Raw genomic sequence first — 23,731 nt, forward strand, 5'->3', positions numbered from 1 at the left:
CAGAGAAGGGAAAATATAGTACACAGCGTATAAGATTTAACTCCAATTCTTCTGCTTAATTTTTTGTTACATACTTATAAATTTTTCCCACGGCTTACTTAAAAGATATTTTTCGCGCCTATCTGGGATTGAGCCAAGCTTACAAGGCGGAAGTATTTTTGCTGCGAGATAGCCCTGATAGTTTAAATCTGTTTGAAGCTGAGAACTTAAAATTTCATTACTTTAAAAATCAGTCTCCTCATTTAGGGAGACTGCAAATGGCAGCAGCTTTACTCAAGTGTCTGTTGCAAAACCGTCCGCAGCAAGTTTTCTGCGGTCATATTAACTTAGCAGTATTAATCCAAACTCTTTGCCAGCCCTTGGGGATTCCTTACACCGTGCTAACTTATGGCAAAGAAGTCTGGGAACCTCTAAAAAATCAAGAACGTCGCGCCCTGACATCAGCAGATAAAATTTGGACAATTAGCCGTTACAGCCGCGATCGCGCTTGTCTTGCTAATGGTCTAAACCCCAAAATGGTAGAGATGATGCCTTGTGCAATTGATGGGGATAAATTTACTCCTGGTTCCAAGCAGCCAGAATTCGTTCAGAAATATGGTTTAACTGGTTCTAAGGTGTTAATGACAGTAGCACGCTTATGGTCAGGGGATATTTACAAAGGTGTAGATGTCACAATTCGGGCATTACCACAAATTGCTCAGGTTTTTCCAGAAGTGAAATATTTAGTAATTGGTCGCGGTGATGACCAACCGCGATTAGCGCAGCTTGCAAAAGATTTGGGTGTGAGCGATCGCGTCGTCTTTGCGGGTTTTGTTGCTACAGAAGAATTAATGGAACATTACCGCCTTGCTGATGCCTATATTATGCCTTCGCAAGAAGGCTTTGGCATTGTTTATCTAGAAGCAATGGCTTGTGGAGTACCTGTCTTATCCGGTGATGACGATGGCTCGGCTGACCCCTTGCAGGATGGTAAACTGGGATGGCGAGTACCACACCGCAATCCTGATGCTGTAGCAGCAGCTTGTATAGAAATGCTTCAAGGGGATGACCAACGATGTGATGGACAGTGGCTGCGAGAACAGGCGATCGCTCTGTTTGGCATAGATGCCTTCCAACAGCACTTGCAAAAAATGCTTCTATCCTCATTCATCAAGTCAAAATGACCAATGACAAATGACCAATGACTAAAATCGCTATCCTAGAAGGAGAGCAGGACGACGTTTAAAAAATGAGCTTTAAGTCATTTCAATTGAATCTTTTAAATCTCCGGCCTTGGCTCACCCTGCTGGCAGTTTTTTGGTTGCTAGCATCACTGGGCTTGGGGTGGTTGGTTAATTCGTTGCTAATTATTGTCGGGTTGCTGTTTTTAGCTCCCATTGTGGCTTTTTTTGGCTTTCGTTGGTGGCTGCAACGCAACTTGGTTGCTGACCACTGTCCCGTCTGTAGATATGAATTTACGGGTTTAAATAACAGTCAATTACAGTGTCCTAATTGTGGGGAGTCGCTTTTAGTACAAGATAGTCATTTTCAGCGCTTCACACCAGAAGGCACAATTGATGTCACTGCTGTCGAAGTTCCAGCCAAATCACTGGAAGATTAGTCAAGGGTCATTAGTCATTAGTAAAACACAAATGACTAATGACTATTTATTGTGCTGCGAGATTGAGAGACTGTAGTTATGCTGCTGCTGGGATAGTTCACCCACATATACTGAGTATCTTCCTGCCTGCCAGTAACCAGATTGTTCTGGCTTGCCTCCAGAGTAGCTATCTGCCATTACACAAAAACGTCCCCCTGGCCCGTCGATCAACAGCGTTGGCTTCCCTTGACTTTCTACCGTTAATCGTAAATAAGGTAGTGACTCTGTAACCTGAATAACTTGACTAGGTTCAGTAGGAATATTGCCACAATTACTTTTGACAGTTCCCCCAGACTTTCCGTTCAAAACCAGTGGATCTGGCTGGAAAGTACGATTTATTTGGACATTTGGTGTCTGTGCCAAATTAGCCTCAGTAAAAACCAAGCTCATCACCAAAGATATGGGAAGAATTGCAAGTAGCCGAAGCGTTTTCATTTTAATTAATGCTCCAGGTTCTTTAGAGCAATTATTGTTATACAGTCTAATTTAATTGACGATATCAATTTATCTTGGTTCCAAAAGCTGCCGTATAACCTAATACAATTAAATTAAAAATTGTTTGTGAAGATGGGATGTAGAGATATCGCCAAGTAAAGGCTCTACATTTATCCTGCAAATTAACTCATATATCATGATGGCTGGTGATCGCTTCTCTACTAAAATATTTAACCACCAGTAGAATAGGCATTCGCCTAAAAAGCCTTATTTTTTACATTTTACAAACGTAAAATTACTGAAAAAGTTAGATAAATTACCAGACAATAACAAAAAAATATAATTTTTACCTGTCAGAAGGGTATTACACACACAGACATTAGCTAAAATCCTAAGACAACCAGCAAAAATAGAATTTAGTTGGTCTGTTGTCGAATAAATATGCTAACTGAGGTAGATAAAGATTTATGGATCCTCAACCAGAAGAAGACTTACAGCGTCGCCTCGATAAGTTAGAGGCAGAGATTAATTCCGCACCTGGGGCGGTTACTCAACCACAAGGGCAAAAACAGATGCCTCAGTCTGTTTTTGCCAACTTGAGCTTGCAACTGGAGCGATTTAAGATTTGGTTCAACGGTTTATCTGGGACAAAAAAGCTGGTAGTTTCAGGTGTGACGGTACTAGTAGGCTTGGCGATGCTCCAAGCAGTGTTTAAACTAGTTGCATCTGTAATAACTCTGGCACTTTTAGCAGTGTTAGTGTATGTTGGATACAAATTTTTTGTGTCTAGTAGCTTTCAACGTAAGCAATAAGTTGATATGCGATTACTTGGCAATCTGCCTGGAGTTATGAGAGTCAGGAGTCATAATACAAAAGGCTCCTGACTCTCATAACTCCTCAATTCTATTTCAATATGCTTTTCTTTTTGCCGATTAGCTTAGTCTATTTTAATTGTGCCGAGCGCGGCGTAAAAATAATATCAAAGGGAATTATCTGATGACATCACCAATTGTGAGGAGAAGTAGTAATCAATCTGGTCAGTCAAAAGAACCGGAAAGAGCCAGTTCAATGTTGCTAGCAAGTAGGCGTTTTGCTGCTTGGGCGGCTGAAATCACACTAGTGGTTGCTAGTGGGTTGATTCCCTTCGGCATTGGTGTTTATGCGAATTCTAGAAGCGATCTGAACCGAGTACCTCTTAACCCCGTACTAGTAGTTACGGAAAGAGCGATCGCTAGACCCCTAGCTCTGCCTGTGAGCTATGGTATCCGTAACGTCGCATGGCCAACTAATATTTTATGGACAATCGCCCTGTTAGCGCCTGTAACTCTCTCGTGGTGGGAATTGTATTTACTGGCTAAAACTGGTAGGACAATTCCGAAACGCTGGTTCAAAGTGCGGGTTGTCAACGAGCAAGGGAAGCCGCCCGGATTGGGGGCAGTTGTCATTAGAGAAGGAGTTGGACGTTGGACTGTACCTATTTCCATCGCCTATCTGCTGTGGCGCTACAGCTTTGCTTTTCCGAATTTAGGATTATTCACATTTTTGTGTTTATTAATAATTGTGGGTGAAGGGATCGGCTTACCGTCGCGCCGGGGTCGTCGCGCCCTGCACGATCAACTAGCAGGCACTTATACAATAGATGCAACTCGCCCCATACCATCCTCACTCTTAGCTAACAACAGACAAGCTCAATCTGCTGACGGTAATAATGAAGCAGAAGGGCAAGAAGAATTAGCGGCAGCCGAAACCACCCACTCGCCCAACCTGTGGCGGCGGATACAGCAAAATCCTAACCTGACTTTGTTTGGGGTAGGACTAACGAGTATGACGGCTGTGTTGGCAACTTTAATCGGCACTCAAGTTTATATCCAAATTCAACAATCCCAGCGAGCAACTAAGCAAATTAATAGCCAACAGTTCCTCGAACTTGTCAAACAATTAACTCCAAACTCTGGGGCGACTAATGAGCAACGCCAAAGTGCAATTCTGGCTATGGGTGGTCTTAACGATCCACAGTCTATTAAATTTCTGGCGGATTTATTAGTTAGCGAAACCAACCCCAGCCTCTTGAATACCATTCAACAATCTTTGACAACTGTCGGGCCCCAAGCTATCCCCGAATTAAAAAATAAGAATCAGTTTTTGGTTAGTGAACTGGAGTCTGTGGGCAGTGCTGCAACAAAAGAGCGGGACTTGCGACAAGGACGGCTACAAAGAAACCAGAGAACGATCAACAAAATTCTCTCTGTGTATAGCGGAAAAATGGAGGGCGTTGACCTTAGTAGCACCCAATTAGGTCAAAGCGGTACTCCAGGTAGTTCATTCTTCAACTTGGTACTAGACAACCTTGATTTATCAGGAGTTAAGTTTAAATCTGCAAATCTTAACCAAGCTAGCTTTAAGGGCAGCCGCTTTCGAGGTGTGGGTGAAGATGGACGTTGGGATACCTATGATGATGTAATAGCTGATTTAAGCCAAGCTCAGTTGCAGCAAGCTAATCTTACTGATGCTAACCTTAGTCGCGTCTTGATGAACCGGATCGATTTGAGCCGCGCCACTCTCAATAGAGCAAACTTATCCAACGCGCGTCTATATGACGCTAAACTCAACAGTACCCAATTGGTAGGAGCCGATCTGCGAAACGCAGTTTTGGAAAGAGCCAGCTTAACTGGGGCTGATTTAGGTGACGCTAAATTGAACGAAGCCAATCTTTACGCTGCCCGTTTAGGTCGTGTCACTGCTATAGGAACGCAATTATCCTTTGCCAATTTAACTAACACTGATTGGCAAGGAGCAGATTTATCAGGAGCCTATTTGGATCGTGCTAATCTCAGCAATGCTAACCTGAGCGCCACTCGTTTAGCTGGTGCTGTTTTGCGTTCTGCTCAGATGGAAAACGTTAACTTACAAAATGCTGACCTAAGTCTTGCAGATTTACGGGGGGCAAATGTAGCAGGAGCAGATTTTAAGGGGGCAATTCTCGCCCCTAGCAAAGAAGATCCAGCAGATCAATTTGTCAAAACCCCAGATTTAGGCTCAGTATCTGCCGTAGTCCAAGGGGTTGATTTTTCTCAAGCCAAAAATTTAGATTCCAAGCAACTAGCATACATTTGTACTCAAGGGGGCATTCATCCTCGTTGCCCGTAGAATGGAATGGGGAATGGTGAATGGGGAATGGGGAATGGGAAAGAGTTTTTCTAACCCAATGCCCAATGCCCAATGACAAATGACTAATGACAAATTGGTGTGAGGAGTCGGTTATGAAGTATATTCCATGTTTGGTTTCAGTTTTGGGGGCTAGCTTGGTCTTGAGTCTGGCGATTACTAAACCAGCACAAGCTCAAGTCGCTTATGGCAGTTATGTAGGTATAGGCCCCACTGTTGGTTTTACTGATGGTATCCAATTTGGGGGAGTAATAGCTGGGCGCTACAAGCTTTTGGAAGCACCGCTTTCACTGCGTGCCCAAGTGTTAATTGGTAATAATACAGCAATTGTGCCAACGGTTTCTTACGATTTTCCCCTTAACTGGCAAGCTGATGCTTACCTGGGTGCTGGGTTAGTCTTGGCTGGTGGTGGATCTTCTCCTGTGGGCGACAAAATCAGCTTTGCTTTACAACCAGGCATTGATTATATGATCCCAAATAGCAATACTGTGCTTTTTGGCAACGCCATCATTGCTTTTGATGCCTATCGTGATAGCGGTGGTACAGCTATCTCTGTACAAGGTGGTGTTGGTTTGAGATTTTAATGGGCTAAATAAAGCCCTGCTGCGATCGCTATCCCTAAGAAGCGTTAAACTTCATTGCAAATTAAGAAGTTAGTCCAAACAACATGATAATTTTTTGTCATGAAGAGAAATAGCACAGGATTAACACAGGAGAACACAGTGGCAATGGAATCAAATTTATTAACAGATGCGGGCGCAGATGAAGTGAATCAAGATTTCAGTGAATATGTTGCCAACCTGCAACTTCACATGACTCTGCAAGCTCGCAATCTTGTTCCATCCCTGAAACAAACACTGGTAGATAGTCGCCAGCAATTACTCCATCAAACCCAAGCCCACTTTGAAAAGCTAGTTTCTCGACAAGGGCTGTAAATATATACAAATTTTAATCAAAATTCAAATAAAATAAAGGCAGATGTTGTTACGTTAACGCCAATGGTGTTCTCACAAGGTCTGCTTTTCTGCTTTTTTAAGTATTAAATTACTCAAATCACACTTTTGACGCACTAGTAAAAGGCAGAAAGCAGTTAATATTATTGCAGCAGTTCCTTTGAAGAGCAGTTAGTTAAGGCTAAATAGCGGCTCGAATAAAAATGACTTCATTACTTCCCAGAAACCTTAGCGTTGTTATCCGACCAGTCCAATACCGGGATTTGGACGGAATTGAGCGCATAACTCAAGAGTCATTCGCAGCCCTTACTCCCCAGGGAGCAGGTTTTGCCATCAGCCAGATGCTCATGTTGCGTCGCTGGTATGGATTACTCAAGTTTTTGAGTTGGTTTCCTAACCCACTCCAGTATCGCCTCTGTGCTTATGTGGCAGAGCAAGGGCGGATGCTTCTAGGAATGATTCAAGTGTCACCCTTTAACCGGACACGCAGCACTTGGCGCATCGATCAAGTACTGTTAGAGCGTGGTGTCGATAAACAAGGAATTGGTTCGCAACTTTTGCGTCATTGCTTTGAATCGATTTTGGAAGCTCGCACTTGGCTACTGGAAGTTAACATCAATGACATAGAGGCGCTGGCACTATATCGCCAAAATGGATTCCAGCGTCTGGCAGAAATGACGTATTGGGAAATTGGGCCAGAATTACTGGCTGAATTGGCACAAGCAGAGCCAGATTTACCCAACCTTTTGCCAGTGAGTAATGCTGATGCCCAGTTGCTATATCAACTAGATACGGCATCTATGCCACCTTTGGTACGTCAAGTTTTTGACCGCAATACCCGCGACTTCAAAACCAGTTTATTCGGCGCTCTGACTGATGCAGTGAAGCAATGGCTGACGAAAACAGAAGTAGTCAGTGGTTATGTATTTGAACCCCAACGCAAAGCTGCGATCGGGTATTTTCAGGTGCAACTTGACCGGAAGGGCGAAGTTCCCCACGTGGCAACGTTGACGGTTCATCCTGCTTACACCTGGCTGTATCCAGAATTGTTATCTCAACTGGCTCGGATTGCCCAAGATTTTCCTCAGCAAGGGTTACAACTAGCCTCCTCTGACTATCAGGCAGAGCGAGAAGAGTATTTGGAGCGAATTGGGGCAAAGCGCATAGAACATACATTAGTTATGTCTCGCTCTGTGTGGCATAAGCTACGGGAGTCCAAATTTGTCTCCTTAGAAGGAATTCAGTGGACTGATATGCTGCAAGGTTTACAACCAGCACGTAAACCCATACCAGGTGGAATGTCATGGATACAACCAGGAAAGCTGCCATCGTCAGATAAACCACTGCCAATTAAGTCAGAACCAATTAACTTTTCGGTAAAAAACCCAAGCATAGAAGCATCGCCGATTCCTGAATCAGCAGATGCAGAGCAGGAGAATTAGTGATATCCCAGGAGCAGCCAAAACCCTTTATTTCAGCCTTGGGACTAGATTTTGGTCGCAAGCGGATCGGTGTGGCTGGGTGCGATCGCACGGGTTTAATTGCCACTGGGATTACCACAATTGAGCGCACATCTTTTGAGCAGGATGTCGAACAAATCCGGCAAATAGTTAATGAACGCGAGGTACAAATCCTAGTTATGGGCTTACCTTATTCAATGGATGGCTCTATAGGATTTCAAGCGCGTCAAGTTCAAAAATTTACTACAAGACTTACTAAAGCCTTGAAACTGCCTGTGGAATATGTGGATGAGCGATTAACTTCATTTCAAGCAGAGCAACTGCTAATTGCTGAAAACCGCTCTCCATCACGCCATAAAGCTTTGATTGACCGCAAGGCAGCCGCTTTGATCTTGCAACAATGGCTGGATGTTAAACGTGCTAATTCCCGTAGTTCAGTTGCGGCTATTGAATATTGATACCTTTTAACATGATATTCTGAAAAACGATTAGCTAGCAGTTGTATCTACGTGTAAAGCTATTTTGTTGACAAAAATATCATTAAATAGTTAAGCGATTTCTCAACTTGCTGGTATTTATTAAATTTTTACATTTCGGCTATGTTTTCTCCTCCATTTCCTGAAGAAAATGATAACGCTCATGCGGGTTCCATCACTTTAACCGATGAAAAAGGGCGATCGCTCGAATGTTATGTAGAGCATTCCCTTGAGGTCGATGGACAAGAATACGTTTTACTTCTTCCTGTAGACTCACCTGTAGAGATTTTTTCTTGGGAAGGCGACGATGAGGAAGAAGAAGCGGTTCTGGTAGAAGACGACAACATCATTGAGCAAATTTTTGCCACTGCCCAAGCTGTACTATCTGAGCAGAATCTGATACTGAAGAACACAGCTTATGCTTTGACAGTTGCAGGTGATTTACCGCCAGTTGAAGAATCAGAACTCTTCACCTTAGAAATTGAAGACGAAGAGGCAGATTTAGATCCAGAGCAATTACAGTTACTTGCTAGCTTCTATGATGAAGATCAGGAGTATGCAATTTATACACCCCTCGATCCTCTGTTGTTTTTTGCACGGATAGCAAAAACAGGTGAACCGGAATTACTCTCTCCAGAGGAGTTTCGCAAAGTGCAACCCCTGTTAGAGGAACATCTTTTTAATGAAGTAGAATAAAAATAAAAATTCAAAATGTTACATTTTCATTTTGAATTTTTATTTTAATCAAAATCTACTTAAACCTTTTACCATATCCCATTAAATCTGGAAGCAATGAAACATTGACACAAAATTGGGGTAATTTATGTTGTTTAAAATTCTGAAAAAAGCATTTTCGCAAGGATTTTTAATCCAAACTAAAAAATTACCATGAGGTGCTGAAAATGGCTTATAGCGACTTTACATTAAGTAAATTTAAAAAGTCATTCAGCATCCGCATCGATGAAGAAACTGATTTATGTGCTGACATAGAACCTTTACAGGCAAGTGAGAAACTCAAAAATTCTTTAGAAGAAACTACAGAACTGGCTTTAGCAATTAATACTGAAAAAGCTCGTTCAGAAATGATTATCACTCCGATCTTGTTGGAGGTAAGACGCAGGGCTAATTATCCAATTAGTTTATTTTCGGGAACAGATTTTAATGTAGATGCAGAAAACGGTCTGAATGGCTATTGTGACTTTATCATCAGTCGTTCTAAAGAGCAATTAACAATTAATGTGCCTGTAGTGGTTATTATTGAAGCCAAAAATGAAAATATTAAAGGTGGATTAGGCCAATGTGCGGCCGCAATGTTGGCAGCACAATTGTTTAATCAACAAGAAGGAAATGAAATCAGAAAAATTTACGGCGCAGTAACTACAGGGGATATTTGGAAGTTTTTGAAGTTAGAAGAAAACGATATATTTATTGATTTGAGTAATTATTACATCAAAGAGATAGATAAGATATTAGGGATTTTATCTCAAAATGTTCAGTGAGATATTCCAGAATGCAGTTCGACTAACTAAACTATATTGGGTTATGCTCATTTGTCTGAGCTATTTAAATTTGACTGTTGACTATGGCCTGGAATAACCTTTTGCAACCTGACTTGATTTTAGAAGGTTCAGTGTTGAATCTAACACCAGATATTATCCAAAAATACGGGCTTAAAGGGCTGGTGTTGGATGTAGACGAAACCTTAGTACCCTTTACAGTAGGGATGGCTTCCCCAGAACTACGAGAGTGGGTGGAACAAATTCGTACCTGTACTGCATTGTGTTTGGTAAGTAATAACCTGAGTGAAGCACGAATTGGGGGAATTGCGCGATCGCTCAATTTACCTTACTATTTGGGTGCAGCCAAGCCCTCTCGACGCAAAATTAGGGCAGCAGTCAGGACAATGGATCTACCAGTGCATCAAGTGGGGATGGTAGGCGATCGCTTATTTACCGATGTCATAGCAGGTAATCGCCTGGGCATGTTTACCATTCTAGTTGAGCCGATTGTCCATGCAGACGCAGCCCTCCGCTCTCATCCCATCCGCAACTTTGAAGTTTGGATATCTGAAATCTTAGGAGCCTCTATTACCCCCAAGAAAAGCAAGATTCACAAAACTTGAAAAATCGTCAGGAAAGTAAATCTAAAGAAATGGTTAAGGAATCTTACTGGAAGCCAAAAATCGGGGATCATAAGTATTAATAACATGGGGTCAGCCAAAAAAGACCCTAACTCATACTAAGTAAATATACTTTCGTAAAGCGTCAACCTTCACTATAGAGGGATTGGCGCTTTACAATTTCTTTAGTCATTTGTCCTTTGTCATTTGTCCGTTGTCATTCGTTAGTTACTAATGAATAATACAACTCTAGGAGAGGCTACGTCCTAAGCGTAGCTATGCCGCAGGCTTTACGACTACGCTCAGTACAAGTGACTAATGACCAATGACCAATGACCAATGACTAATGACTAAAACAATTGTTGTCAAAATCGGTACTTCTAGCCTTACTCAACCAGAAACAGGACAATTAGCGCTTTCCACTATTGCTACCTTGGCGGAAACACTTTGCCATTTGAGAAGCCAGGGACACCGGGTAATTTTGGTTTCTTCTGGCGCTGTGGGTGTGGGTTGTGCAAGGTTGGGGTTAACTGAACGTCCTAAAGCGATCGCACTCAAACAAGCTGTAGCAGCAGTTGGACAAGGTAGGTTAATTCGGATATATGATGATTTGTTTACTACACTGCAACAGGCGATCGCCCAAGTATTATTGACACGGAGCGACCTGGTACAGCGCAGCCGCTATCTCAACGCCTACAACACCTTTCAGGAACTACTGGGACTGGGAGTGATCCCCATAGTCAATGAAAATGATACCGTAGCAATAGACGAACTAAAATTTGGTGATAATGATACCCTTTCGGCATTGGTTGCCAGTTTAGTAGAAGCAGATTGGCTATTTTTACTTACCGATGTCGATAGGCTATACTCAGCCGATCCCCGTTCTGTGCCAGATGCGCGGCCGATCGCTTTAGTTAGTAGCATTAAAGAATTAGCTGAATTACAAATAGGTTCCCAAGGTTCTCAGTGGGGTACTGGTGGGATGGTGACAAAAATTTCGGCTGCGAGGATTGCGATCGCGGCGGGAGTTCGTACTGTAATTACCCAAGGGCGATTTCCCCAGAATATAGAAAAAATTATCCAAGGTGAACTGATTGGGACGCATTTTGAACCACAACCTGAACCAACTTCGGCGCGTAAACGTTGGATAGCTTACGGACTTTTACCTGCGGGTAAATTGTATTTAGATGAAGGTGCGATCGCGGCAATTTCTCTAGCAGGAAAATCGTTATTAGCTGCTGGAATTAAGGCATTAGAAGGAGAGTTTGACATACAGGATGCTGTGCAATTGTGTGACAGCAACGGTAACGAAATTGCCAGAGGACTTGTGAATTACAACAGCAATGATCTGCAAAAGATTCGTGGCTGTCATTCACGAGAAATTCCTACAATTTTAGGCTATGCCGGTGTAGAAACAGTTATTCACCGGGATAATTTGGTTTTAACTTAAGATGGAGCGCCGATAGTCTAATAGTGTGATAGTAAAGAAGGCAGTTGGTACATAGAGTAAAAGATATTATGCGCTCCAGATGCCTCAAGTAGATGAGTCTCACTTTGCTCGGTGTAACCTAAAACTCTCATACCAGCAGCAACACCTGCACGTACACCCAAAACGCTATCTTCGACAACAGTGCAAGATGGAGCTTGAAATCCCATATTTTTAGCTGCATATAAGAATAAATCAGGTGCTGGCTTCCAACTTCCAATTTCATACGAACTAAAGATGCACCCTTCAAATCGAGACAACAAATTAGTGACACGCAAAGCTAACTTAATTTTTTCGGGTGGGCCACTGGAAGCAACGCAAATAGGTAGATTAATCTTGTCTAAAGCTGCTTCTATTCCTTCTACAGGAAGTAATTCACGCTCGAATGCTTCAGCAGTACGGGTACGAAGCTGAGTTACAAAATCTTGTGGCATCTTCTTACCAAGTTTTTGCTCAATGACAGCAACACAATCAGCCATTTTGCAACCCTTAAATAAGAAAATAGCTTCTTCAAGTTTCATTGCAAGCCCAAACTCAGCGACAAATTCCACAAGAACGCGATTGCCTAATCCTTCACTGTCTACTAACACTCCATCACAATCAAAAATAACTAATTCTGTTTGCACTGATACACTCCACGCCTCACTCATTTACAAGTTCGGGATTGTCATAGAAGCGATCGCCACAGCCCCCCACAAAGGCGCATCATCACCCAGCACCGCCGGCACAATTTCAAAATCAACCTCCGGTAAAGCCGTTTCCCGCGCCACCTGACGCACCACCCACCAAAAATCCTCCCCCGCCTTCGTCACACCGCCTCCCAACACAAAGCGCTGTGGATTCATCAAATTCGCCACATTGCCAATACCCACACCCAGCGCCCAAGCAGCCTTGTGTAAAACTTCCTTAGCCAAATCATCCCCAGCCGCCGCCGCTTCACTTACCAACTGTCCCGTCAGCAACGTTAAATCACCCCCCACCAAACCCCTCAAAACCTCTCCACCTCTGAGTCCTCCGCGCCTCTGCGGTTCCTTCTCCAAAATTTCCCTAACATTTTGCGCCATATAAGGCCCCGAAGCCAAACGTTCCACACATCCCCGCTTCCCACACAAACATACTGGCCCAGCCGGATCGACAACGATATGTCCAATTTCGCCAGCCATCCCACCAGCACCTCGCCAAGGCTGGCCATTGAGTATCCAACCACCACCTACACCAGTGCTGACAGTTATATAAAACAGGCTATCGTATCCTTGTCCTGCACCAAAGCGGTGTTCACCCAAAGCAGCAACATTGGCATCATTGTCTACACCAACACTCACACCAAACTCATCCTCCAACAACCCTTTGAGAGGAATATTTTCCCATCCAGCCACATGATGAGATAGGCGCACCGTCCCCGTGGAAGCGTCAACCGGGCCGCCAAAGCTGACACCGATCGCAGCAGGTTTTGCGTCTTCTAGCAGAGAGTAAATGAGCGATCGCATAATTTCCAAGTCAGTGCTAGCATTTGCACCTACTGGCGAGAGACGACGTTCATAACGCAACCACTTTCTCGAACCAATACTTACCAATGCAGCCGCCAGCTTAGTTCCGCCAAAATCGAGAGCTAAAATTAATGTCATTCACTCACCTTTTCTTGAGTTCAACACTTCGTCAATAAACTGTTGTAATCGTTCATAATGGGAACCTTTCCAATAAATGCGATCGCAGTCTTGACAACGCTGGAATTGATCGATCTGCGATCGCACTTTTTCTGGCACTTGTTCAATAATGGATTGTTTATCTACAGATTCTAATAATCCATTGCAACGCAAACACCGTTTAAATGGTGCAATTAATTTAAATAAGTCGAAGCGTTGTAGTACTTCTATAATTTGTTCTTGAGGGTTAGTGTTTCTAACGTAATACCCATGCGTTACCAAACTACGCATCAATAGACCCTTATCACGAGTCAAGAGAATCCGCTCTTGGCTAGAGGATATTTGGGCTAATTTCTCATCCTCGTAGTCATTGCGGTATAAGGTATCAAAACCTAAAAGTCGTAACGATGTCGCCAGCTTTCCCAAATGAATATCTAAAACAAAGCGGATAATACTGAGTGGTTTTGGCAAAACAGAAATGCTTGGTATAATGACACTCCTAGTTGAAATTGGATAAACATTGATAGCATCTCCATCCGAAACTATGTAAGAAAAATTTACATATTTACCATTAACATTTATAAAATCAACTTCGGGATGAGGGACACCTAACGACTCAATCATGTCCTTAATTGAAGCTTTCTCCTCAAAAAAATGAGATATTCTCATCTGCTTGTGATGCCGTGGTAAAAAATGATTCAATTCCGCATGGAAGTAGAAATATGCGATCGCCATAGCCACAGATATTTGGATTACCCTACTGGCAACAATTTGTCACAATTGCAAAACTCTATCTATTGTATTGAAAAAATCAATACTTGTTAAAGTGAAGTATTTCTACTATAAAATGCCCATTTAGCTTAATTAAAAGTATAAAGATTCTCAAATACTTGCATTTATTATTGAGTTCAGTTACAGTCAAATTAGATGCCTATCATCAAACTCTGACATGAGCTTCATGAAGTTAGATTAGGTAAGAAGGTAAATAACAAGTTTGTCAATGTTGATTTCAGTGATGCTGTTAATAATTGGTCACTAGTTTTCAACATTAACTTATCGTGCATGAAATATGGGGCACTAAAGCATTTATCCCTAATTGGGTTGTTTTTATTTTTCTAATTTAATTGAGAATTATTTGCAATATGTATAAACTTATAGATATATTAAAAGTAGATAGGGGAGAAAGATTTTTAAGCTCGTATTGGCTGATTCCACATCGCTCTTTAGGAATATCTTTTTCAAAAGAAAGACAACAAACTAGATTTTTAGATGTAAAAACAGGATTGCTAACTAACTTTATAAATAACTTCAGCAAAACTTTAAACAAGTATCTTATTGCCAGCCATGTTTTTGGTTGTAGTATCGACTACATTGAGATTGTCAGCAAGTTAATCCTTGGTAACTCTCCAAGTAGGTTTGCGTCTATGTATAAGATTGAATTTATTTGATTTTACCCAAGAAAGCAAGTTCATAAAAACCGAGTTTCAGCAAGTGAAAATTTATAAAATACCAAAGAACAATAAAACTAGATACAAAATTAACGTCGCTCATACGGAAAAATCTATCTTGACACTATTTATCTTTATTGTGGAGAATTTATTAACCGGAAAGACCTCGATCAATAATGATGTTATAAAGTGGCTACCTAGTTTTAATAGGGAAATGAATATTGTTCTTTTTTATCTCCTTTAGCCAAGGATATTGTAGTGAAGAACACAAATATATTTGGTAATACCTTTTGTCCATAAAATACGCTAATGAGTACAGCGAGATGAATACTTTTTTTTGTTCTGACGATTCACGGCAAGTAGGAGAAGATGTTATTGGTAGCGCCACCAATTATCAAACTTATATTTTAGTTGAGTGTCCTTTACCTTGGACATCAGAAGCCCTTAATTCCAAATGGGTGCCTCAGAATTTGAGGATTTTGGTAGAGGAAGTAAAGCGTGCTAAACTACCGATTAGATTTCTTTTAATTGCTAATGATGTCTCACACAAAGTAAATCACACTACGCTTTTAATTTATCAAAAAGAAGAGGGGCTAAGTAATGGATACCATAAGCAAGAGTTTAAGCTAGGAAATATTGAGCAAGTAGCAGGAGTTGTCCAAAAATGGATATGGGGTATCGATTCTAATTTTGAAGTAGAAACTAGTACAACTAGAGATATTTTAGTTTGTACCCACGGTAGCCATGATAAGTGTTGTGCAAGATATGGCGCTCCTTTTTACTTTCATGTAACAGCGAGTAATGCTGATTTGTGCTTAGATAATGTGCGAATTTGGAAATCATCGCACTTTGGTGGACATCGATTTGCACCAACAGTTATAGATTTGCCAGAAGGAAGATACTATGGTCGTCTCGATCAAGATTCATTTAGATCAATTTTGACTAGAACTGGCGATATTCAATGTTTACATCAAGTCTATCGAGGCTGGGGAATTCTGCCTGCTCCACTTCAGGTTTTGGAAAGAGAGTTAATCCTCTATAAAGGATGGGATTGGTTTAACTACAAAGTTGCAGGTAAAATTTTAGAACAAAGTTTAGACAATAGTACTATCTTAGCTGAACTTAGTTTTGAACAACCTTGTGGTTCTCTCTACACTTACCAGGCTAAACTTGTGAAAGATGAAACCAAGACTCAACAACTCAAAAGTTCATGCAATGCTACACGAGAGTTGGTAGTTAATAAATATGCTGTCGGTAGTTTTTGGATTACCTCTAGTAAGGTAATGAGTTATAGTACATAGAGGTAGAGAGAGAGAAAGTTTTTAAACGCAGAGGGACGCAAAGGGAAGCGCAGAGGAACGCAGAGTATTACTAAATTTAGTTTGCTACAAATTAATTAAATACTGTATTTAGTATAACGCTACACAAATTCGTAATAAAATCTTTGCGTCTTTCTGCGTTTAAATTCCAAATCAAGATGAAGCCATATTTAAGACTTTTCGTAACAGTACTTGGTCTTCTAATTTGGCTTTTAAACGACCATTCTCGATATCTCGAATCCAGCTTTGGCTTTTACCTGTGAGTTTTGCCAATTCTCTTTGGGAAAGATTCAAATTTTTTCGCGCCTGCAAAATCTGTTCACCTAGTAAATCGTTTGTAGCTTTGGGCTTCTTTTTGGCTTTAGCAGTTCGCCGTTGCTTTTTTTCCGATTCTGAGATTTGCTGTTCCCATTCTGGTGGGAGTTCAAAAGCTAAAATCCGCGCATTCATTAGCAGATTCCACTTACCACGGGGGCCTGTGTCTGTGAGGCGAGTTTCAGAACCACCGTCGTTAGTCCAAAATTCTAATGCTTCATCTGGATCTTCGGGAAGATCAATTAACTTCGCCCACAAAGGTTGAATTTCTGGTGGGTAAGTAACTGGATCGAAAAGTGGCTTCATTCCATAGTGATTGAGAATTTCCAAATCGCTTTCAAAGGTTCGCAACAGACGTTTGCGTTCTTCCCGTTGTCTGGATGCAAGGGCGACTTTTTCTTCACCGTAAGCAATACGCAGCAAGGTAGGAATAGTAATGCGTTGTTCTTTGCCCATTTTGGTTTTAAACAGCAACCACAGCATTAACCGAACCGCGCCTTCATGTTGCTGCCAAATACTCATAACTGTGGTTAGTAGCGTTTTAGGGAGACTACCGTATTGATAGAATGCAGTTCGCTCTTTACACGCTTGTTTGTTTAAGAAATATTGCGCCCATAAGCCTGCTTTGACTTTAAAAGTTAGCCCAATCAGATATTTGCATCCATGATTGTCTTCTTGAAAGTGGTGCTGAATATCTACTAAGTGCCATAAGCGGCTGTTTGTCACAGAGAATCCGTTAATTCGACCTTGTTGGGGCCAGTCAATGGAGATAATCAGGGAGCAAGCTTGCTGGACAAGATTTTTCATTAAAGCTAGCTTGGCAGCTTTGCTCAAGTCTTTGCGTTTCTCCATCCCCAAATATTTCTCGATTTGTCGCTCATCGATCGCAAATTCTTGCTCCCAAGGTTGCTCTAAGGCTGTGGCATAACCTGCAAAAATTAGATGTATGCAAGCGGCTCTGATATCAAGCCCTTCAATTGCTGCTATATCGGTGGCTTTGTCATTAACTTGGAAGGGATCTTGGATGTGAAAGGCGATCGCACCTCGTCCTTGATTGACTTGTCGGCTGTAACATAGATACCCGTCTTCATCGGTTTCCCAATGTAGCGATGTGCGTTGCCCTAGTACATTACAAGCTTCCCAAATTGCGATCGCAGAAGCAAATGGATTATTCTTGCCGTTAGAAAACAAGTCTAAACTGGTAGAATCTCTCGGTTCAACTTTGCATCTCCCCTTTTTTGCCTGCCAAGGAATGGGAGAATTAGTTGGACAAGCTATTACACATTGCGGTTCTGAATAATAGCCCTCACAATTATTACAAAGACCAGGATCAACCCAATATTCATTGTCCTCTATTTTGATTGCACCCGTAGGACATTGGGGGCGGCAGTTGTCACATCCAACGCAACTGTTGTTAGGAATTGTATAAGGCATAAGGCTCTTTTCCTACTCTAATCGTTGAGATGTCTGTCTCAGGTCTCCCCTGGATGAGTCCTGTCTATTCATGACTCGCTACCACATAATCTTTCTGGCGAGAAAAATTATTCTCACCATATTCACTCCCCACATCCATATTTTGACTTGGCATCCAATTGGAAGCTATTTAAGGCTTTTAAACCGAGCCTGACAAAACTTATTTATTAACTATACATTTCATGAAAAAAATGATTAATTTGTTCGTACCGAGCTTAGAAAGATATCTTAATCTTCATTTAATTACGTATTCAATGAACATTTTAGCTTTAACAATAAAGTGTTTTGAGAACATATCTAAGCCTGGTGCGATTGAACTTCATCTGATTTGTTAATAATTTTAATATTTAAGTCATGATCGTATTCTGCCATAAAAATCACAGTTGCTTTATAAAATGATTATGTTTCCTTCATAAATTCATTATATTTATTTAAATCGAAAAGCAATATTTATTTTGTCATCATTTATATAAATAGTTGAATCAAATTAAATTGCAAATTGTTGCTTTGTAAAATACATATTGCATATATCAAAATGTAATTAATGAACATTTTGTTTTGTATATATGTATACTGTTTATCTAGTTTTTTTGTCTAAAGCTAAAAATATTTGAAAAATAATATCATCACTTTTATCGATATACTTGCATTTACATAAGCCTTTGCCGACGAGGGTAGGTCTCAAAGTTGTAATTTATGCGTCTCTCTTTTCTATGCTTTGCATGGGAGTGGCTGATTAAGGGCTACTGCTTCCAGTCAGATATTGAGTCAGAGACTCAATAAATGCCTTTCCATACGGATCGGAAGAACGAGAGAATTTTAAGTATTGCAATTATTATTGGCAATATTTTGCATCTATTTGTGGTTTAAAAAATGATTTCTCATTGTGTTCAAAATCATCGATTTTTTATGAAGCGAAAGTGAGTTTTGAATACAAAAAAAGAAAAGATTAGGATAATATGATGATTAATGCACAAACAGATTGATAGGCAAAAAAGCCGAGGATTTATTCATGGCGCAACTCACAGGTTTGACATTTGGCGGAAAGGCTTGGACACCAAAATTTGCTCAGAAAATTGACAAAGATAAATGTATCGGCTGTGGCAGATGTGTTAAAGTGTGCGGATACAACGTGCTAGGTTTGAAGGCACTCAATGAAGAAGGTGAATTCGTAGAAGACGAAGATGATGAAGAAATTGAACGGAAAGTAATGGCAGTTACTTCTCCAGAAAACTGTATTGGTTGTGAAGCGTGTTCCCGCATTTGTCCAAAGAATTGCTACACCCATGTTGCAGTAAATAATTAAGGTATTTGAAGTTAGTCAAGATTGTTGTTAATTCAAGGAGGCACTGTTTGTAGAAAGCGAAAATACGCTAGGCAAGGTAACTTGAGGGGAACACTAAGTATTTACTGTCACTAATAAATAGTTCACAGTAAACAAATCCGTAAATCGTAAAATGTTAGCTATTAACAAAATTAAACTTGCTGCTAATATAGCCTAATCAATATTAGGTCAACAGTGCCCTCTTGGAACAACTAGCTTTTTTGAAAGCAGGGGGCTAACTTTTTCATAGGAGTTGAAATATAATTTGTAATTTTCTGGGGGAAGGATATGGAAAAAATCTGGAATTTTCCCCCTTTTTTTATGGCTGCACGTTAGAAAGTTAATAAGTGAAAAGGGAATGGGGAATGGGAAATGGGAAATGGGGAACGGGGAATAGATAGCAATTCCCAATGACCAATTACCAATCCCCAATCCCCAGTACCCAATACCCAGTACCTATAAAAGACTGTTTACACAGGTAGCATGTATGCAACAAGTTCCTGTATCACTATGGACTCTGGTTGCTGGGATAGTAGTTACAGCAATCAGCATTTGGATCGGTCAAAACCACACTCTCATGCCAATGCAGGCATCGCTACAAGCGCCTTTGGTAGACGGTTTTTTCAACGTCATGTTTACCATTGCGATCGCACTCTTCTTGGTGGTAGAAGGAACTATTCTGATTTTTTTGGTGAAGTTTCGTCGCCGTCGCGGTGATGATACCGATGGTTTACCAATAGAAGGTAACGTTCCCTTAGAAATCTTCTGGACAGCAATTCCAACAGTGATTGTCCTCGGTTTGGGCATCTACAGTGTAGATGTTTTTAACCAAATGGGCGGTTTTGAGCCTGCTGGTCATCCTCATTCAGCGGCTCATGTTGCTCATCAGCCGGGAACCGCCCTTGCAGCTACACTCAGCGATACCTCTGAAGCAACAGCTGCTCCAACAATCGCCCCGACAATCGGTATTGGCGCGTCTCCTCAAACCCTAAACAAACCAGCCGATTTAGTTGTTGATGTCAAAGGCATACAGTATGCCTGGATATTTAATTACCCCGATAGTGGCATTACCTCTGGGGAATTGCACATACCTGTCGGTGCTGATGTCCAACTCAACCTTTCAGCACAAGATGTAATTCATTCATTCTGGGTGCCAAACTTCCGCTTGAAGCAAGATGCACTTCCCGGTATTCCTACCGAACTACGATTTGTTGCCACCAAACCAGGTACATATCCCGTAGTTTGTGCTGAGTTATGCGGTGGTTATCACGGTTCAATGCGGACAGAGGTAATTGTCCACACACCAGAAGCTTATGAGAACTGGCGGACAGAAAACCAGATTGCTCAACAGCAAAACCTCAATCAAGTCGTTGCTGTTAATCCAGCCGACTTATCAACATCAGAGTTTCTAGCACCCCACACCCATGATATGGGAATCAGTGCAGCAACTCTAGAGTCATTGGTCATTGGTCATTAGTCATTAGTCATTGGTCATTAGTCATTGGTCATTAGTTATTGGTAACTGACGAATGACAACTGACGAATGACAACGGACAAAAGACAACGGACAAAAGACAAATGACAAAGGACAAAGGATAAAAATATGACGCAGGTAGAATTTCCACGGAATACTCCACCAGAAGAAAATAAACCGAAAATGGTGGCTGGCCACACCTCGCATCCGAAGGCGTGGAAATGGCAAGATTATTTTACATTTAATGTTGACCACAAGGTTATTGGTATTCAATACCTGGTGACGGCGTTTGTCTTCTATCTCATCGGCGGATTGATGGCGATCGCTCTGCGGGTGGAATTGGCAACACCAGAATCAGACGTACTCGACCCCAATCTGTATAACGCTTTCATGACCAATCACGGGACGATCATGATCTTCCTGTGGATTGTCCCTAGCGCTATTGGCGGATTTGGTAACTATTTAGTGCCGTTGATGGTCGGTGCTAGGGATATGGCGTTTCCGAAGCTAAACGCGATCGCCTTTTGGTTAAACCCACCAGCAGGATTACTCATATTAGGTAGTTTCATTTTTGGTGGTTCGCAATCTGGCTGGACAGCTTATCCACCTTTGAGTTTGGTGACAGCACCAATCGCTCAAACTATGTGGATACTGGCGATCGTTTTGGTGGGAACTTCCTCAATTTTGGGTTCGCTGAACTTCGTAATCACCATTTTGATGATGAAGGTTCCTAGCATGAAATGGGATCAAGTACCCCTATTCTGCTGGGCAATCTTGGCAACCTCCATTCTAGCGTTGCTTTCCACACCTGTATTAGCAGCCGGTTTAGTTCTGCTGTTGTTTGACCTCAACTTTGGTACTTCCTTCTTTAAACCAGATGCAGGCGGTAACGTTGTAATTTATCAACACTTATTCTGGTTTTATTCTCACCCGGCAGTATATTTAATGATTCTGCCTATCTTCGGCATCATGTCGGAGGTAATTCCAGTTCACTCCCGCAAGCCAATTTTTGGTTATAAAGCGATCGCTTATTCTAGTGTAGCCATCTGCGTTGTGGGTTTGTTCGTTTGGGTACACCACATGTTTACCAGTGGTACACCCGGTTGGATGCGGATGTTCTTCACCATCTCCACCCTCATTGTTGCAGTTCCCACTGGCGTAAAGATTTTTGCCTGGGTTGCTACCCTTTGGGGTGGTAAAATCCGCTTCACCGGTGCGATGCTTTTCGCCATTGGTTTGTTGTCCATGTTTGTTATGGGCGGCTTAAGTGGTGTAACTATGGGAACAGCGCCTTTTGATGTTCATGTCCATGACACATATTATGTTGTCGGACATTTCCATTACGTTCTGTTTGGCGGTTCCGTGTTTGGCATTTATGCCGGTATTTATCACTGGTTCCCCAAAATGACCGGACGAATGTTGAATGAAAGCTTGGGACGGATTCATTTCGCCCTCACCTTCATCGGCACAAATCTGACCTTTTTACCCATGCACGAGTTGGGCTTGAAAGGAATGCCCAGACGGGTGGCAATGTATGACCCCCAATTTCTCGACCTCAATCAAATTTGTACCTTTGGTTCAATTGTTTTGGGGATATCGGTAATTCCTTTCGCTATCAACATGATCTACAGTTGGTTGAAAGGGCCTTTGGCTGGTGATAATCCTTGGCAAGCTTTGACTTTAGAATGGACAACTAGCTCACCACCTGCAATTGAAAACTGGGAAGTGTTGCCGGTTGTGACTCATGGCCCTTATGACTACGGTCATGGTCATAGTAATGAAGTACAGCCATCTGCAACGCCGGAAGCTAGTGCTTAGTTGCTAAATTCAGTATTGCGATCGCACTCAAAGTCACTGAAATTTCTAGTCATTAGATTTGGGAACTCAAAACTCCAAGCTTGGAACCCAATACGGTTCAGTTAAGGCTAAAACTCTGTTACCAAAGTCGTTTTTTTAACGAACCGCCAAGGCGCAGAGAACGCAGAGAACGCAGAGAGAAGAAAGAGATGCTTAACTGAACTGTATTGGCTTGGAACACGAACGCCCGAATTCAATAAACGGATGCCCGAATTCAATAAACGGATACCCGAATTCAATAAACGGACACCTGAATTCAATAAACGGATGCCCGAATTCAATAAACGGACACCTGAATTCAATAAACGGATACCCGAATTCAATAAACGGATGCCCGAATTCAGAACACGGAACTCGGAATTTTGAGAATTTCTGAACAAGCCAAGAGTTTGGCTAAACAAGGATTTTGGATAAAGAATGGAAATTTTGCTGATTCAGATTTCATTCTTTATTCAAGCTTCCACAACAGACGTAGGTAATATTGTCAAAAAATCTATGACTATAGCTACAACCACGAGCGAAGATCACAGTGCAGGACACGAAGAACATCCAGATTTAAGAGTTTGGGGATTGTTGACATTCCTCGCTTCTGAATCCCTGATGTTTGGGGGATTTTTTGCCACTTTCTTGTTTTTCCGAGGTATTACACCAGTTTGGCCTCCAGAAGGGAGTGAAGTAGAACTACTCGTACCGACGATTAACACCATTATTCTGGTGTCTAGTAGTTTCGTCATTCACTTTGGTGATACGGCGATTAAAAAGAATAACGTCAAGGGAATGCAACTATGGTACGCAATTACCGCAATCATGGGTGCAATTTTCTTGGCTGGTCAGGTTTATGAGTACTCAACATTGGGATACGGACTGACTACCAACGTCTTCGCCAACTGCTTTTATATCATGACCGGGTTCCACGGTTTGCACGTTTTTGTAGGACTGTTATTGATATTACGTGCATTGTGGCGATCGCGTCTTCCCGGTGAATATTCTGCCACTAATCATACTTTCATCGAAATGACAGAAATTTACTGGCACTTCGTAGACATTATTTGGATTGTATTATTCACCTTGGTGTACGTTCTCACTTTGTTTTAACTTGGGCATTAGGCATTGGTAATTATTATTACTTTTTTACTATTGCCTAT

General features: G+C 41.6%; 22 protein-coding genes and 1 pseudogene. 18 read left to right on the forward strand and 5 right to left on the reverse strand.

From position 1 onward, the window contains the following. Positions 1-92: 92 nt before the first annotated feature. Both H6G86_RS00005 and H6G86_RS00010 read left to right on the forward strand, forming a co-directional pair. A pseudogene (locus H6G86_RS00005) lies at positions 93-1,163 on the forward strand (glycosyltransferase); the annotation flags it as partial. Positions 1,164-1,228: 65 nt separating this feature from the next. Continuing rightward, positions 1,229-1,600 carry a hypothetical protein gene (locus tag H6G86_RS00010; protein ID WP_190932581.1) on the forward strand — a complete coding sequence of 124 codons (372 nt, stop codon included), beginning with the start codon at positions 1,229-1,231 and terminating at the stop codon, positions 1,598-1,600. Positions 1,601-1,642: 42 nt separating this feature from the next. Here H6G86_RS00010 and H6G86_RS00015 read toward each other — a convergent pair whose 3' ends face one another. Continuing rightward, positions 1,643-2,074: a hypothetical protein gene (locus H6G86_RS00015; RefSeq protein ID WP_190932582.1), complete on the reverse strand. Its 432-nt coding sequence runs from the start codon at positions 2,072-2,074 to the stop codon at positions 1,643-1,645. Between the two features lie 467 nt (positions 2,075-2,541). On the opposite strand from H6G86_RS00015, the gene H6G86_RS00020 reads away from it, so the two are divergent. The 10 genes from H6G86_RS00020 (at position 2,542) to proB (ending at position 11,697) form a co-directional block, all read left to right on the forward strand. Next, positions 2,542-2,886, forward strand: a complete 345-nt coding sequence (locus H6G86_RS00020; protein WP_190932583.1) for a hypothetical protein — start codon at positions 2,542-2,544, stop codon at positions 2,884-2,886. A 184-nt stretch (positions 2,887-3,070) separates the two neighbouring features. After that, positions 3,071-5,221 carry a pentapeptide repeat-containing protein gene (locus tag H6G86_RS00025; protein WP_190932584.1) on the forward strand — a complete coding sequence of 717 codons (2,151 nt, stop codon included), beginning with the start codon at positions 3,071-3,073 and terminating at the stop codon, positions 5,219-5,221. A 113-nt stretch (positions 5,222-5,334) separates the two neighbouring features. Continuing rightward, positions 5,335-5,823, forward strand: coding sequence for a hypothetical protein (locus H6G86_RS00030; RefSeq protein ID WP_190932895.1), 489 nt, complete (start codon positions 5,335-5,337; stop codon positions 5,821-5,823). Between the two features lie 144 nt (positions 5,824-5,967). Then, entirely contained in the window at positions 5,968-6,174 is a 207-nt protein-coding gene (locus tag H6G86_RS00035) for a hypothetical protein (RefSeq protein ID WP_012407131.1), read from the forward strand. A gap of 221 nt (positions 6,175-6,395) precedes the next feature. Then, entirely contained in the window at positions 6,396-7,634 is a 1,239-nt protein-coding gene (locus H6G86_RS00040; protein ID WP_190932585.1) for a GNAT family N-acetyltransferase, read from the forward strand. Beyond that, positions 7,634-8,110, forward strand: a complete 477-nt coding sequence (gene ruvX / locus H6G86_RS00045) for a Holliday junction resolvase RuvX (RefSeq protein WP_190932586.1) — start codon at positions 7,634-7,636, stop codon at positions 8,108-8,110. The genes H6G86_RS00040 and ruvX overlap by 1 nt, the downstream gene beginning before the upstream one ends. A 141-nt stretch (positions 8,111-8,251) precedes the next feature. Beyond that, entirely contained in the window at positions 8,252-8,824 is a 573-nt protein-coding gene (locus tag H6G86_RS00050) for a DUF3727 domain-containing protein (RefSeq protein WP_190932587.1), read from the forward strand. 206 nt (positions 8,825-9,030) lie between these two features. Then, a complete protein-coding gene (locus H6G86_RS00055) occupies positions 9,031-9,627 on the forward strand; it encodes a hypothetical protein (RefSeq protein WP_190932588.1) in 597 nt (198 codons plus the stop codon). An 83-nt stretch (positions 9,628-9,710) separates the two neighbouring features. After that, positions 9,711-10,250 carry a YqeG family HAD IIIA-type phosphatase gene (locus H6G86_RS00060; RefSeq protein WP_190932589.1) on the forward strand — a complete coding sequence of 180 codons (540 nt, stop codon included), beginning with the start codon at positions 9,711-9,713 and terminating at the stop codon, positions 10,248-10,250. Between the two features lie 343 nt (positions 10,251-10,593). Continuing rightward, entirely contained in the window at positions 10,594-11,697 is a 1,104-nt protein-coding gene (gene proB / locus H6G86_RS00065) for a glutamate 5-kinase (RefSeq protein ID WP_190932590.1), read from the forward strand. A 17-nt stretch (positions 11,698-11,714) separates the two neighbouring features. Here the strand turns inward: proB and H6G86_RS00070 are convergent, their stop codons facing one another. Genes H6G86_RS00070 through H6G86_RS00080 form a run of 3 tightly spaced genes read right to left on the reverse strand, consistent with a single transcriptional unit; the run spans position 11,715 to position 14,111 of the window. After that, entirely contained in the window at positions 11,715-12,383 is a 669-nt protein-coding gene (locus H6G86_RS00070) for an HAD family hydrolase (protein ID WP_190932591.1), read from the reverse strand. Next, positions 12,384-13,358, reverse strand: coding sequence for an ROK family protein (locus tag H6G86_RS00075; protein ID WP_190932592.1), 975 nt, complete (start codon positions 13,356-13,358; stop codon positions 12,384-12,386). Next, the gene (locus H6G86_RS00080) at positions 13,359-14,111 is read right to left on the reverse strand and encodes a Mut7-C RNAse domain-containing protein (RefSeq protein WP_190932896.1); all 753 of its coding nucleotides are present in this window, start codon (positions 14,109-14,111) and stop codon (positions 13,359-13,361) included. A 407-nt stretch (positions 14,112-14,518) separates the two neighbouring features. Between H6G86_RS00080 and H6G86_RS00085 the strand changes: the two genes are divergently transcribed. Both H6G86_RS00085 and H6G86_RS00090 read left to right on the forward strand, forming a co-directional pair. After that, positions 14,519-14,824 carry a hypothetical protein gene (locus H6G86_RS00085; RefSeq protein ID WP_190932593.1) on the forward strand — a complete coding sequence of 102 codons (306 nt, stop codon included), beginning with the start codon at positions 14,519-14,521 and terminating at the stop codon, positions 14,822-14,824. A gap of 323 nt (positions 14,825-15,147) precedes the next feature. Beyond that, entirely contained in the window at positions 15,148-16,125 is a 978-nt protein-coding gene (locus H6G86_RS00090; protein WP_190932594.1) for a ferredoxin family protein, read from the forward strand. Positions 16,126-16,296: 171 nt separating this feature from the next. Here the strand turns inward: H6G86_RS00090 and H6G86_RS00095 are convergent, their stop codons facing one another. Then, positions 16,297-17,892, reverse strand: coding sequence for a helix-turn-helix domain-containing protein (locus H6G86_RS00095; RefSeq protein WP_190932595.1), 1,596 nt, complete (start codon positions 17,890-17,892; stop codon positions 16,297-16,299). A 1,051-nt stretch (positions 17,893-18,943) separates the two neighbouring features. Between H6G86_RS00095 and fdxB the strand changes: the two genes are divergently transcribed. From fdxB to H6G86_RS00115, 4 genes are all read left to right on the forward strand, one after another. After that, the gene (fdxB, locus tag H6G86_RS00100; protein ID WP_190932596.1) at positions 18,944-19,237 is read left to right on the forward strand and encodes a ferredoxin III, nif-specific; all 294 of its coding nucleotides are present in this window, start codon (positions 18,944-18,946) and stop codon (positions 19,235-19,237) included. 505 nt (positions 19,238-19,742) lie between these two features. Further along, on the forward strand, positions 19,743-20,732 hold the full coding sequence (locus H6G86_RS00105) for a cytochrome c oxidase subunit II (RefSeq protein ID WP_190932597.1): 990 nt from the start codon (positions 19,743-19,745) through the stop codon (positions 20,730-20,732). Between the two features lie 126 nt (positions 20,733-20,858). Beyond that, positions 20,859-22,547 carry a cytochrome c oxidase subunit I gene (ctaD, locus tag H6G86_RS00110; protein ID WP_190932598.1) on the forward strand — a complete coding sequence of 563 codons (1,689 nt, stop codon included), beginning with the start codon at positions 20,859-20,861 and terminating at the stop codon, positions 22,545-22,547. A gap of 534 nt (positions 22,548-23,081) precedes the next feature. Then, complete coding sequence (locus H6G86_RS00115) at positions 23,082-23,681, forward strand: cytochrome c oxidase subunit 3 (RefSeq protein ID WP_190932599.1); 600 nt, start codon at positions 23,082-23,084, stop codon at positions 23,679-23,681. Positions 23,682-23,731: the final 50 nt, after the last annotated feature.

Origin of the sequence: Nostoc sp. FACHB-133, from assembly GCF_014698055.1 — a bacterium.
Taxonomy (GTDB): Bacteria; Cyanobacteriota; Cyanobacteriia; order Cyanobacteriales; family Nostocaceae; genus Nostoc.

Coding starts and splice junctions, on each gene's coding strand:
- H6G86_RS00075 (WP_190932592.1), bottom strand. CDS start 13,358: ATGACATTAATTTTAGCTCTCGATTTTGGCGGAACTAAGCTGGCGGCT.
- H6G86_RS00040 (WP_190932585.1), top strand. CDS start 6,396: ATGACTTCATTACTTCCCAGAAACCTTAGCGTTGTTATCCGACCAGTC.
- H6G86_RS00030 (WP_190932895.1), top strand. CDS start 5,335: ATGAAGTATATTCCATGTTTGGTTTCAGTTTTGGGGGCTAGCTTGGTC.
- H6G86_RS00095 (WP_190932595.1), bottom strand. CDS start 17,892: ATGCCTTATACAATTCCTAACAACAGTTGCGTTGGATGTGACAACTGC.
- H6G86_RS00050 (WP_190932587.1), top strand. CDS start 8,252: ATGTTTTCTCCTCCATTTCCTGAAGAAAATGATAACGCTCATGCGGGT.
- H6G86_RS00090 (WP_190932594.1), top strand. CDS start 15,148: ATGAATACTTTTTTTTGTTCTGACGATTCACGGCAAGTAGGAGAAGAT.
- H6G86_RS00025 (WP_190932584.1), top strand. CDS start 3,071: ATGACATCACCAATTGTGAGGAGAAGTAGTAATCAATCTGGTCAGTCA.
- H6G86_RS00060 (WP_190932589.1), top strand. CDS start 9,711: ATGGCCTGGAATAACCTTTTGCAACCTGACTTGATTTTAGAAGGTTCA.
- H6G86_RS00055 (WP_190932588.1), top strand. CDS start 9,031: ATGGCTTATAGCGACTTTACATTAAGTAAATTTAAAAAGTCATTCAGC.
- H6G86_RS00020 (WP_190932583.1), top strand. CDS start 2,542: ATGGATCCTCAACCAGAAGAAGACTTACAGCGTCGCCTCGATAAGTTA.
- H6G86_RS00070 (WP_190932591.1), bottom strand. CDS start 12,383: ATGAGTGAGGCGTGGAGTGTATCAGTGCAAACAGAATTAGTTATTTTT.
- H6G86_RS00105 (WP_190932597.1), top strand. CDS start 19,743: ATGCAACAAGTTCCTGTATCACTATGGACTCTGGTTGCTGGGATAGTA.
- H6G86_RS00015 (WP_190932582.1), bottom strand. CDS start 2,074: ATGAAAACGCTTCGGCTACTTGCAATTCTTCCCATATCTTTGGTGATG.
- H6G86_RS00115 (WP_190932599.1), top strand. CDS start 23,082: ATGACTATAGCTACAACCACGAGCGAAGATCACAGTGCAGGACACGAA.
- ctaD (WP_190932598.1), top strand. CDS start 20,859: ATGACGCAGGTAGAATTTCCACGGAATACTCCACCAGAAGAAAATAAA.
- H6G86_RS00080 (WP_190932896.1), bottom strand. CDS start 14,111: ATGGCGATCGCATATTTCTACTTCCATGCGGAATTGAATCATTTTTTA.
- H6G86_RS00035 (WP_012407131.1), top strand. CDS start 5,968: ATGGAATCAAATTTATTAACAGATGCGGGCGCAGATGAAGTGAATCAA.
- H6G86_RS00085 (WP_190932593.1), top strand. CDS start 14,519: ATGTATAAACTTATAGATATATTAAAAGTAGATAGGGGAGAAAGATTT.
- proB (WP_190932590.1), top strand. CDS start 10,594: ATGACTAAAACAATTGTTGTCAAAATCGGTACTTCTAGCCTTACTCAA.
- H6G86_RS00010 (WP_190932581.1), top strand. CDS start 1,229: ATGAGCTTTAAGTCATTTCAATTGAATCTTTTAAATCTCCGGCCTTGG.
- fdxB (WP_190932596.1), top strand. CDS start 18,944: ATGGCGCAACTCACAGGTTTGACATTTGGCGGAAAGGCTTGGACACCA.